13 protein-coding genes are annotated in these 11,422 nt (G+C 52.6%); 4 read left to right on the forward strand and 9 right to left on the reverse strand.

What is annotated here, in order from left to right:
- Window positions 1-85 precede the first annotated feature (85 nt).
- Entirely contained in the window at window positions 86-2,881 is a 2,796-nt protein-coding gene (gene ileS, locus LBJ25_07385; protein ID MDR1453776.1) for an isoleucine--tRNA ligase, read from the forward strand.
- A 34-nt stretch (window positions 2,882-2,915) separates the two neighbouring features.
- Window positions 2,916-3,491, forward strand: a complete 576-nt coding sequence (locus LBJ25_07390; GenBank protein MDR1453777.1) for a hypothetical protein — start codon at window positions 2,916-2,918, stop codon at window positions 3,489-3,491.
- On the opposite strand, the gene LBJ25_07395 is transcribed toward LBJ25_07390, so the two are convergent.
- The 9 genes from LBJ25_07395 to LBJ25_07435 form a co-directional block, all read right to left on the reverse strand.
- The gene (locus tag LBJ25_07395; protein ID MDR1453778.1) at window positions 3,481-4,644 is read right to left on the reverse strand and encodes a hypothetical protein; all 1,164 of its coding nucleotides are present in this window, start codon (window positions 4,642-4,644) and stop codon (window positions 3,481-3,483) included. The two genes, LBJ25_07390 and LBJ25_07395, sit on opposite strands and share 11 nt — an antisense overlap.
- Window positions 4,637-6,496, reverse strand: a complete 1,860-nt coding sequence (dxs, locus tag LBJ25_07400; GenBank protein MDR1453779.1) for a 1-deoxy-D-xylulose-5-phosphate synthase — start codon at window positions 6,494-6,496, stop codon at window positions 4,637-4,639. Before dxs ends, LBJ25_07395 begins: the two co-directional genes overlap by 8 nt.
- Window position 6,497: 1 nt before the next feature.
- Window positions 6,498-6,983: a divergent PAP2 family protein gene (locus LBJ25_07405; protein MDR1453780.1), complete on the reverse strand. Its 486-nt coding sequence runs from the start codon at window positions 6,981-6,983 to the stop codon at window positions 6,498-6,500.
- Window positions 6,984-7,856: a polyprenyl synthetase family protein gene (locus tag LBJ25_07410; GenBank protein MDR1453781.1), complete on the reverse strand. Its 873-nt coding sequence runs from the start codon at window positions 7,854-7,856 to the stop codon at window positions 6,984-6,986.
- Complete coding sequence (gene xseB / locus LBJ25_07415) at window positions 7,846-8,055, reverse strand: exodeoxyribonuclease VII small subunit (protein MDR1453782.1); 210 nt, start codon at window positions 8,053-8,055, stop codon at window positions 7,846-7,848. Before xseB ends, LBJ25_07410 begins: the two co-directional genes overlap by 11 nt.
- Before the next feature lie 18 nt (window positions 8,056-8,073).
- A complete protein-coding gene (locus LBJ25_07420; GenBank protein ID MDR1453783.1) occupies window positions 8,074-8,370 on the reverse strand; it encodes a hypothetical protein in 297 nt (98 codons plus the stop codon).
- Window positions 8,367-8,633: a toxin gene (locus tag LBJ25_07425; protein ID MDR1453784.1), complete on the reverse strand. Its 267-nt coding sequence runs from the start codon at window positions 8,631-8,633 to the stop codon at window positions 8,367-8,369. Before LBJ25_07425 ends, LBJ25_07420 begins: the two co-directional genes overlap by 4 nt.
- Before the next feature lie 77 nt (window positions 8,634-8,710).
- Window positions 8,711-9,844, reverse strand: a complete 1,134-nt coding sequence (xseA, locus tag LBJ25_07430; GenBank protein MDR1453785.1) for an exodeoxyribonuclease VII large subunit — start codon at window positions 9,842-9,844, stop codon at window positions 8,711-8,713.
- 38 nt (window positions 9,845-9,882) lie between these two features.
- A complete protein-coding gene (locus LBJ25_07435; protein MDR1453786.1) occupies window positions 9,883-10,224 on the reverse strand; it encodes a helix-turn-helix domain-containing protein in 342 nt (113 codons plus the stop codon).
- 117 nt (window positions 10,225-10,341) lie between these two features.
- On the opposite strand from LBJ25_07435, the gene LBJ25_07440 reads away from it, so the two are divergent.
- Complete coding sequence (locus LBJ25_07440) at window positions 10,342-10,563, forward strand: hypothetical protein (GenBank protein ID MDR1453787.1); 222 nt, start codon at window positions 10,342-10,344, stop codon at window positions 10,561-10,563.
- Between the two features lie 3 nt (window positions 10,564-10,566).
- Window positions 10,567-11,280 carry a methyltransferase domain-containing protein gene (locus LBJ25_07445; GenBank protein MDR1453788.1) on the forward strand — a complete coding sequence of 238 codons (714 nt, stop codon included), beginning with the start codon at window positions 10,567-10,569 and terminating at the stop codon, window positions 11,278-11,280.
- Window positions 11,281-11,422: the final 142 nt, after the last annotated feature.

Raw genomic sequence — 11,422 nt, forward strand, 5'->3', positions numbered from 1 at the left:
CAAGCTGTTTTTTATGTAATTATATCGACAGGGATACAGGTTATCATGTATCGATATTTTGTGTTTAATGTGTTTAAATACGGCCATGTCCGAAGCGAAAAAATTCAAAGACACGCTGAATCTACCCAAAACTGACTTTCCGATCCGCGCTGGACTGGCCGCGCGCGAGCCGGAAATCTGGCGGGAAATGACCGCGCAAAATTTATACGCTAAATTATTAAAAAAAAACACGCAAAAAAAATATGTGCTGCATGACGGGCCGCCCTACCCCAACGGCGATATTCATCTGGGACACGCGCTGAATAAAACGCTCAAAGACATTGTGAACCGCTATATGGCTATGACCGGCCGCGCCGCGCCGTATATTCCGGGCTGGGACTGCCACGGCCTGCCGATCGAAACCCAGCTGCTCAAGGATCTGCGCCAGGCGAAAAAGCCGATCCCGGAAAAGGCGGAGTTCCGCAAAGGCTGTCAGGAGTATGCGCTGGGCTATGTGGAAAAACAGCGCGAACAATTCCAGCGGCTGGGCGTGCTGGCCGACTGGGAAAATCCTTATCTGACCTTGCAGCCGGAATACGAGGCCGAGGTTCTCCGTGTTTTTAAAGAGCTGGCCGTCAACGGCTATATTTACAAAGGCAATAAACCGATACACTGGTGTCCAGAATGTCAGACCGCGCTGGCCGAAGCGGAGATCGAGTATGCCGAGCATAGATCGCCGTCTATTTATCTGAAGTTTCCGCTACTCAAAGTCTCCGCTGAGAAATTAAAAGACGCCAGCTTGATCGTCTGGACGACCACGCCCTGGACGCTGCCGGCCAATGTCGCCGTGGCGGTCAATCCGGAAATGAATTATGTGATCTGCGAGGCGGCGGCTTCGGTCACTCCGGTCACTGAGCGGCCTGCGCTGAGCGGAGTCGAAGCGAGTCGAAGTGACCGATATGTGGTGGGTGAGCCGCTGGCCGCCAGAGTTTTTCAAGAGCTGGGCCTGGAGTATCAGATCATCGCTACGCTGACCGGTCAGGAATTAGCTGGCTCGGTCAGCAAACATCCCTACCTCGACCGCGAAGCGCCGCTGGTCTGCGCGGATTATGTTACGGCTGACGACGGCACTGGCTGCGTGCATATCGCGCCCGGGCACGGTCAGGAAGATCACGCCATCGGCTTAAAATACGGCCTGCCGGTCTTGATGCCAGTCGACGAAAAAGGTATTTTGACCAAAGAGGCCGGGCAATTCGCGGGGCTGAAAGTAACCGAAGCCAATGCCAAAATCATTGAACATCTGCGCGAACTCGGCGCTCTACTCAAGGTCAAGAATATCACGCACTCTTATCCGCACTGCTGGCGCTGCAAAAATCCCGTTATCTTCCGCGCCACGCCGCAGTGGTTCGTGGCCATGGATCGAGACGGAAAACACGGCGCGATCCGCGCTCAGGCTCTCGCCGCGGTCAAAAACAAAGTGCAGTGGCTGCCAGACTGGGGACAAAACCGCATTTACACCATGATTGAAAACCGGCCGGATTGGTGCATTTCCCGCCAGCGTTTATGGGGCATACCAATTCCGATCTTTTACTGCGCGGATTGCGGCACGCCGCAGTTGGCGCCGGAATTTTTTGACGCGGTGATCCAGCAGGTGCAAAAAGAGGGATCGAATATTTGGTTCAACAAAAGCGCGGCGGAAATTTTGCCGGCCGGACTGCGCTGCCAGTGCGGCGGCCAGAAGTTTCGCCAGGAAACGGATATTCTCGATGTTTGGTTTGAGTCCGGCGCTTCCCAGGCGGCGGTGCTGCGCCAGCGGCCGGAGCTGAGCTGGCCGGCCGATCTGTATCTGGAAGGCTCTGACCAGCACCGCGGCTGGTTTCATTCTTCGCTGCTGCTGGCGATCGGCTGTACCGGCGAGCCGCCGTACAGAACTGTGTTGACCCACGGTTTCACTGTCGATGACAAAGGCCGCAAACTTTCCAAATCGCTGGGCAACACCATCGACATTCAAAAAACGCTCAATACTTTTGGCGCGGATGTCGTGCGGTTTTGGACAGCGTCGGTGGATTTCAAAAACGATCTGGCTGTCTCGGATTCGATCTTGAAACAGGTGCAGGAATATTACAGCAAGATCCGCAACACCTGGCGGTTTATGCTGTCCAATCTATATGATTATCGGGCGGCGGAAAAAAGCGAACTGCGGCCAGTCGACCGCTGGATACTCTCGCGCCTGCAGGGTCTGGTCAGCGAGATCAACAACGCCTATCAAAATTTTGATTTTCACCGGATCTGCCACCGCGCGCACGAATTTTGCGCCGGTGATCTGTCGGCTGTGTATCTCGATCTGCAAAAAGACGATCTTTACTGCAGCGCGCCGGAGGCGCCGGAACGCCGCAGCTGTCAGGAAGCGCTGAAAATAATTTTGGTCACGCTGGTCAAATTATTAACGCCGATCCTGGCCTACACCTGCGAGGACATTTACAAATACATTAAGCAGGTCGTGCCGGAGGAAAAAGCGGAGTTTGCCGCCCTGACCGATCTGCCGCAGGCCCAGCCGGAATTCATCGACAAAGCGCTGGAAGAAAAATACGCGCGCATCTTAAAGATCAAAGACGAAGTCTACAAAGCCATCGAGATCCAGCGCGCGGAAAAAGTCATCGCCTCGTCGACCGAAGCGGCGGTGAGCCTGCGCGCGCCGGCTGAGCTGCTGCAAGATATCTCGGCGGCGGAATTGGAAAAATTTTTGATAGTTTCCCGGGTGACCATTCAGACCGGCGAGCTAAAAGCGGAAGTCCAGCAGGCCGCCGGTGAAAAATGCGCGCGCTGCTGGCGGTTTTTTGAAAATCTCAACGCCGAAAAGATCTGTCCGCGCTGCGCCGCGGCGGTCAACGCGGCAGGGTAATTACAAGCCGCGCAAAATATAGTAACATTATTTCATGCTGAAAAAATCGATCCTGGGCGCCGCGGTCATTTTAAGCTGCGCCTTGTTTTTGAGCGGCTGCAAGGTCTTGACCGCTATCCGCGGGGCGTTGCGTTTCGGCGATGTGACGGAATTTAATTACGGCGTATCCGCGCTACAGTACCTGCCGGATATAGACCAGCGCGCCAAAGCCTGGCGGCGCGACGCTTATCTTTTTGCGATCTCCGAAGCCGAGGTTGACGCTGGCGGCAACAGCAACAAATGGGCCTATCTTTTTTATTCGCCGGGCTCCGGCAAATCGATCGTCTACACTTACGACTCCGGCTACATCGCGCAAAGAGAAACCGTGCTCTCGCCGCTCAATCCGGTCAGCAATCTAAAGATCGACACGCCGACCGCGCTGTATAAAGCCACGGAAGCCGCCAGCGCTTTCATCGCCGAATCCGGCGTGACAGCCAGAGTGATCTCGCTGATCGGCCCGCCTCACGAGACGCGGCAAAAAACGTCAAAATGGCAAGTGGTTTTTCACGGCGGCAATAAAAAACACGCCGTGGTGCTTGATGCGGAAACCGGACAGGCGCTCAGCAAATAGCGCGCGGCAATTTGTCTTTCCTAAAAATTTCGCCCACTAAATGAAATGAACCAGCCGCGGCAGCGGTAACCCGCCGGCGCAAGGCCTCGCGCGCGGCCAGACGGCAGGCGGACTGGATGCTGGGTCTGCTCACCGCCGGAATACCGCAGGCGCGCGCGGCCGCGGCTATTTCGGCAGCCGTAAAAGCTTCTTCCCGCCGCGCAGATGGTAAAGTAACCGCAATCAACAAAGCGATCTGCGTCCGCAAGACCGCCAAAATTTTTTCTAGATTTTTACGGCGCATCAAACCCAGAACTAAAATTTTGGGCCGGACAGCCCGCAGTAAATTGGCAAAGGCCTGCGGATTGTGCGCCACATCGAGATAAAACGGCGGAGTATCCCGCCATTTTTGCAGGCGGCCGGGGAAGATAGTTTTTTGCAGGCCCCGCTCGACCAGCTCCGGCGGCAATTTTAAAAACCGCAAAGCCGCCCGAACAAGTTGTTTATTATCCGCGCCAGAAATTATTTTTAATTTATTTCCATACTGGGCGGCCCGCTTTTTTATTACCGCCAGGACTTCCGGTTTTTGCCGGACGGTCGCCAGCGGCGCTCCTCTTTTAATAATGCCGGCTTTTTCCGCGGCGATTTTTGGCAAACCCGCCCCCAGCACGGCCTCGTGATCGTAATCAACCGGCGTAATGATCGTCAAAATCGGCCGGCAGACATTGGTCGCGTCATATTTGCCGCCCAGACCGGTTTCCAGAACCGCCAGCTCAATTTTTTGTTCTTGAAAAAAAACAAAAGCCATGGCCGTCAAAATTTCAAATTCCGTAATGCCTTTAACCCGCCGCGCCGTTTTGTCGACCCAAAAAAATATTCTGGCAAAATCACGGCGTGAAATTTCTTCTCCGTCGATCAAAAAACGCTCGGTATATTCGACCAGATGCGGCGACAAATACGTCCCCACTTTGTAACCGCATTCGCGCAGAGCATTGGTGGTCAGCAAAGCAGCTGAGCCTTTGCCATTTGTACCGGCGATATGCACGGCCTTGAGCCGGCGCTGCGGACTGCCCAGCAAAGCCAATAATTCCGTGATCCGCTCCAGTCCGGGTTTGACGCCGGCCAAACGCACATAATGTTCTAATTTACGGACTGCCCAAAAATATTTAAGCATCGAAAAGTTTAGCCAGAGTCTCCACGTCGAGACCGCAGTCCTGATAAAGCTCTTCGACAGAGCCCTGTCCGACAAAATTATCCGGCACGCCGCAAATAACCTGCGGCAAAGAGATCTTCAACTCGGTCAGGGCTTCCGCCACCGCCGCGCCAAAACCGCCGCGTATTGAGTTTTCTTCCACCGTAAATAATTTTCTGGTTTTTTTAGTTGTTTCCCGTAGCAGCTCTTTGTCCAGGGGCGCGGCAAAACGCGCGTTGACCACGCAAATATTCCGGCCGGTTTGTTTAGCGGCTTTGACGGACGGCGCGACCATGGAACCGATTGCCCAAACCGTTATTTCAGCGTCTGGCTGGCCGTAAACAATTTCGCCTTTGCCCAGTTCCACGTTCCGCGCGTCCCGCTCCGCGTCCCAGAACAACGCCTCGCCGCGCGGATAACGCAGCGCAAACAATTTGGAGCCAGACAAGCCAAATTTGATCAAATCTTTTAATTCATTGGCGTCTTTAGGCGCGGCCAAAATCAAACCCGGCACAGTCCGCAAAAACGCCAGATCAAAAACGCCGTGATGCGTTGGTCCGTCCGGCCCGACCAGACCGGCGCGGTCTACTGCCAAAAACAACGGCAGTTTCTGCAAAGCCGCGTCGTGAATGATCTGATCGTATGCGCGCTGCAAAAACGTAGAATAAACAGCCACGACTGGCTTCAATCCGTCCGCGGCTAGACCGGCGGAAAAAGTCACGGCATGTTCTTCGGCAATACCCACATCAAAAAACCGCTCGGGATATTTTTCCGCAAAAGCGCTCAAACCGGCGCCGTCCGTCATGGCCGCGGTGACCGCGCAGATCTTTTGATCCGCGGCGGCCTGTTTTAACAATTCCTCGCCAAAAACTTTCGTGTAAGAACGCTCGGTCTGGCCTAAATCTCCAGTCTCCAGGACAAAACCGGACACGCCGTGAAAACGCGACGGCTCTTTTTCCGCCGGCGCGTAACCTTTGCCTTTTTTGGTCAGCACATGCAGCAGCACCGGCCGATCAAAATCTTTGGCGTACTTCAAAGCGACGGTCAGCAGCGAAATATTGTGCCCGTCCAGCGGGCCAAAATACGTGAAGCCCAAATCCTGAAAAAAGCCGGCCTTTTGCCGTTTGGCCAGCTCGCGGATAATAATGCCGCCGGTGCGGCTGATCAGCTTATCCACAGCCAGACGCAGCGGCCGGCCGATCGCTGGCAAAAGCCCCAGCATAAATTCGGTCTGTTTTTTCAAGCCGCGGTAAATATTGGACAGCCGCAGCTTGGTGATCATTCCGGCCAGTGTACCGACCGGCTTGCCGATCGACATGCCGTTGTCATTCAAAATGATCACAAATTTCCGCAGACCCTGCGCGTTATTTAGCGCTTCAAAAATCAGGCCGCCGGAAAATGATCCGTCGCCGACCACCGCTACCACGGCAAAATTTTCTTTTTGAATATCGCGCGCTCTGGCGATGCCGACAGCCGCGGATACCGAAGTCGAAGCGTGACCGACCGTCAGCGTGTCGTAAATGGATTCCTCGCGTTTCGGAAAACCGGAAATGCCGTTGTGCCGGCGCAAAGTATCCATTTTAGCCAGCCGCCCCGTCAATATTTTATGCGCGTAGGCCTGATGGCCGACGTCCCAGATGATCTTATCCTGCGGGGTATCCAGCGCAGCGTGCAGCGCGACCGCTAATTCCACCGCGCCCAGACTGGACGCGGGATGTCCGCCGTTGACAGAAACGATCTGCAGGATTTTGCGCCGAATATCCCCGGCTAGCTGCTTTAATTCACTGAGCGAGTATTTTTTTAAATCGCCCGGGCCGGAATAACGCTCTAACATATCAAATATTATAAATCAAATGATAAGCAAACGCTAAAACAATACCGAGCAGGCCGCCGAAAAAAACTTCCAGCGGCGTATGGCCGAGCAATTCTTTCAGACGCAGCTCATTGATTTTCTTTTTGGTGAAAAAGTCCTGCATAAGCATATTCAGGATCGCCGCCTGTTTGCCGGCAGCGCGGCGCACGCCCGCGGCGTCGTACATCACGATTATGCTGAAGATCAACGCAATGGCAAAAGTTTTAGAAGCCCAGCCGTCGGAAAAGCCAATGGAAGCCGCCAGCGACAGCACCATCGCTGTATGCGAGCTGGGCATGCCGCCCGGCCGCACAAAAACTTTAAAATTAAACCGGCGGTTGCGCAAATAATAAAAAAATATTTTCAAAACCTGCGCGGTCAGCATGGCCAGCACAGCGATGCGCACATGCTCATTGAGCGTCAAACCATAAAGCATATTCAGTAATTCTGTCCAAATTTTAAGCAGCATCTAATTTTCCCTTTCCAGCAAGTACCGCGCCATAGCCAGCAGCAGATTTTCGCTGCCGAATATTTTAGCAGATACATAGGCTTTGTTGGTCTCCTCCGCTAGCAGTTCCGCGGCTTTCTCTAACCCCAGCAATGTTACATAAGTTACTTTATGGCCAGCGGCGTCTTTGCCCGGAGTCTTGCCCAGGGTTTCCGCCGTGCCAACCGCGTCCAGAATATCGTCCTTGATCTGAAAAGCCAGTCCGACAGCGGCAGCGTAATCCTGCAAAGCCTGCCGCGTCGCCGCGTCAGTTTGCGCCAGACCTAGAGGCGCGGTAATCGCGTACTTGAGCAGCGCGCCGGTTTTCCAGGCATGCATTTTCTGCAGTTCCGGCAAAGTTTTTACCGCGCCGGATAAATCCAGCGCCTGGCCGCCAGCCATACCGCAAAGGCCGGAAGCCGCGCCCAGATTTTTGATCAGTTCCAGCGCGCTTTGCGGCGGACAATCTCTGGCGATAATTTCGCAGGCCAAAGACTGCAGGGTGTCGCCGGCCAGCAGCGCCAGCGCTTCGCCAAATTTTCTGTGGCAGGACGGCCGGCCGCGCCGCAGATCATCATTGTCCATGCACGGCAGATCGTCATGCGCCAGCGAATAAGAATGTACCATTTCCAGCGCGCAGGCGGCCGGCAAAATTTCCGCCTCAGCCACCTGTAGCAGCTCGGCCACCGTCAACATCAGCGCCGGTCGTATTCTCTTACCGCCGTTGAGAACGGCGTAATGCATGGCCTCGGCTAATTGCCGCGGAGCCTCCGGCGGAAAAGTCAGATAATTATTCAAGGCCCTTTCAAGAATGGTGATTTTTTGCGCCAAATAATCGGCCAGCTCAAGCGGCAAAATCGGACTCCTCGATCTGGCCGTTCTTTTTGGTAATCGCCTTGACTTCTTTTTCCGTGACTTTCAGATAATCGTGGCATTTTTTGGTCAGCGTCAGTCCGGCTTTGTATAATTCCACCGCTTCGTCCAGCGTTTTTTCGCCGGAAGACAGCTCTCCCACGATCTTTTCCAGTTTTTTCAGATCGGCTTCAAAGGTCATGCGGGAATTATAACACCATTAATGCCTAAGCAGCTGCAAAGATTTAAGCACAGAACTTTCTTCCAGCAGCTGGCCGCCGATATACTTATGAATAATGCTGGAAATAAGTGTCTGATACGGTAAACCCTCTTCCGCGGACTTTTGTTTCACTTTGTTCAAATCATATTCAGAAATCCGAATATTGATATTCTTAGTTTTATTGGCTGAAACAATAATAGTTTCGATCTCCGCCTGCTCGCGCGGCGAAATCGGCTCAAATGATTCCGCATTGTCCTCAATAGACTGCTCAAAAGCATCAAGTTTTATTTTTTTCATTTTTTACCTCCATAAATCTTATGGCATTTCCGGCTCGGAAAAGCGGTTTTTAAAACTATATTGCGTTCCGAATCAAACACAAACGGCACAGCCTGTGTATAACCATGATAAGACAGCACAAATATTCTTTGACCTGGCCGCGCTGGATTTTTCAAAACAGCCAGATACCGGCGTTCCAGAATAATAATAGCTAATTCAGCCAAAGCAATGCCGCGTTCGGCATTTAGTTTTTTATTTTTCTCCGGATCCCAAATAATCTGCACTGATTTAGTTTACTACATTGTATACTATTTGTCAATAATAAGTCAAATAAATCATACCTTGTCCCCAAAATAAAATATTATTTCTCAACAATTTTCAGCGCCCTGGCTTCCACCCGTCCGTCCGCAAAATGAATATTGAGCAGATCGTCTTTTTTTATTTCCGGGAACACCGCCGGCCGACCGTCTTTTTCCACCAGCGCAAAACCGCGTTGCAAAATCCGCAGCGGGTTGAGATCTTCCAGCCGGTCGGCCAGATAGCGGCAATTTTCTTTAGCCTTTTCCAAAGTCCTCTTCAGCAATTCGTCCAGCCTCTGCCCGGCATAAGCCAGATCCTGGTATTGGTCGACCAATAGCCGCTCCAGACCGTTTTGCAAAAAATCCGTTATGGCGCCGATTTTCTGCCGCAGTTCCATTTTATCCGGCACGATCAATTCCGCCGCGGCTGACGGCGTGGCCGCGCGCAAGTCCGCTACAAAATCCGTGATCGAAAAATCCACTTCATGTCCGACCGCGCTGACCGTCGGCAGCTGACAGGCCGCTACCGCCCGCGCCACTTCCTCGGTGTTAAAAGCCTGTAAATCCTCCAGCGAGCCGCCGCCGCGCGCCAAAATCAGCGCGTCGTAGCCGCCCGTCTCCTGCGCCAGATTGAGATTATCAATTATGCTTGATACAGCGTTCTCGCCCTGCACCAGCGCCGGATATAAATGAATTTCTATGTTCGGATCGCGGCGTTTGGCAACCGTGATAATGTCGTGTATCGCCGCGCCTTCCGGCGCCGCCAGCACAGCGATCTTGCGCGGATACGGCGGGATCGGTTTTTTACGTTCCGGCGCAAAAAGGCCTGCTTTGTCCAGCTTTTCTTTCAATAGCTCAAACGCGCGCGCCAGATCGCCCAGGCCCGCCAGCTCCAGAAAATAAACCTGCAGGCTGTACGTGCCGCGCTTGTTGAAAACCGCCAGCTTGCCGCGCGCCTGCGCCTGATCGCCGTCCCGCGGCGCATATTTGAGCCGCGCCGCAAAATTCGCAAAAACCACGCAGGAGGCCTGCGCGTCCGCGTCTTTCAGCGTGAAATACCAATGGCCGCCGGTTGTGCTTTTTTTGAAATTGGAAATCTCGCCTTCGACGATCAGGTTGTTGAGCACAATATCCTCATCGACCAGATCTTTGAGATAATCGTTGAGAGCGGAGACGGTCAGGGCTTTTTCCAGCATAGGCGGATTATAGCATCAAGGAAACAGACCGACGCTTCCTACAACTTTTCGACCTGCGTGACAGTTTCTTTAAGTATATTCAAGACGGCCTTTCTATTTTTTGGCTTGAGGCGGGACAACGTGTTTATTACCAGATCAATATAACTATCTTTGACATCCCTGCGGCGGCGAGACGGCAAGAAAGACTCCAGCGTCACGCCCAGAGCCGAAGCGATATTGTGCAGCATTTTTATGGTCGGATTGCGCTGACCGCGCTCGACCTGGGATAAATAATTAATGCCCGCATCGATACTGTAAGCGACAGCCTCTATAGAAAGTTTTTGGCTTTTACGGATAGCGCGTATTTTTTCGCCAATATGAGTCAGCAGCACATCCGCCATAAATGCACCTCTTTTTTAATTTTCTTACGGATTAAATTTCTCTGCCATGCGCTATTGTTATTATCACTAAAGAGTGATATACTATAGGAGTAAATAAAAATTAAGTGGGACACCTTTGTGACAAGAATATTGCAAACCGAATTGAAAGCTGGCGAACAGCTGACCGCCCAGACTATTACTAATCTGATCGCTTTCCCGATCGGCCTTATCCCGCTGCTCAGTTATGTAGCCCGGCAGGTCACAGACCAAGAGCTCCAGAAACAGCAGGACAGCGGAAATATTTACGGAGCTGGCGAGCAGCGCGCCTCGACAGCCCGCGGCGGGCAGTCTAAAATCTAGTTCATGGCTATAGAAAATTACCTCGCGCCCGGCGGCAAAGAGTACACGCTGACAGCCGGACAATTGGCCGGCTTGAATAAAAATGCCAAAATTTTGGACATCGCCTGCGGCCACGGCGCGGCTTCGCTCAATCTTGTCAAGAAATTCGGCTGTCAGGCCACCGCTGTAGATATTGAAGCAAACTTCATCAAAGCCGGCCAGGCCGCCGCGGTGCGTGAAAAAATAAACAGCCGGATAAAATTTATCGTCGGCGATTTCAACAAACAAGAATTTGCCGCTAATTCTTTTGACATGATCATCGCGGAAGGCGGCGCGCTCTCCTACATCGGCCGTGACTCCGGTCTGAAACGCGCGCGCCGCCTGCTCAAAAAGAACGGCTATATTGAAATTTCCGATCTTGTCCTGCGTGGCAAAGCGCTCAGCCGCGAAGTCAAAGATATTTTTTTGAGCGGCCTCAGCGATCTTGATCTCGAAACAGAGGAAAGCTACCGCACTCTGCTCAAAGTCAACGGCTTTGAGATCGTTTTTTGTTCTTACGTCGCGCGGCAGTACTGGGAAATGTATTACGAAAACATCAGGCAAAATTTGAAAAACCGTAAAGGTTTCTTTTCCGACAAAAATGTCCGTGAATCGCTCAATAAAGAAATGCGTTTTTTTTATAAACGCCAGGACCTCGATCAGATCAGCTATTTATTCATCGTCGCTAAAAAGCGCTAAAGCGCCTCGAGAACTATAAAGCTCTTTTCAGTAATTTCGGCTCCTGCACTGCTATATCCAATAAACGCGCCATAATGCCTGTCCAGCCTTTGCCCAGGGACTCGCCGATCTGCACCGTCTTCGGGGAGACCCGCAAAGACAA

It is taken from the genome of Candidatus Margulisiibacteriota bacterium (assembly GCA_031268855.1).
Classification (GTDB): domain Bacteria; phylum Margulisbacteria; class Termititenacia; order Termititenacales; family Termititenacaceae; genus Termititenax.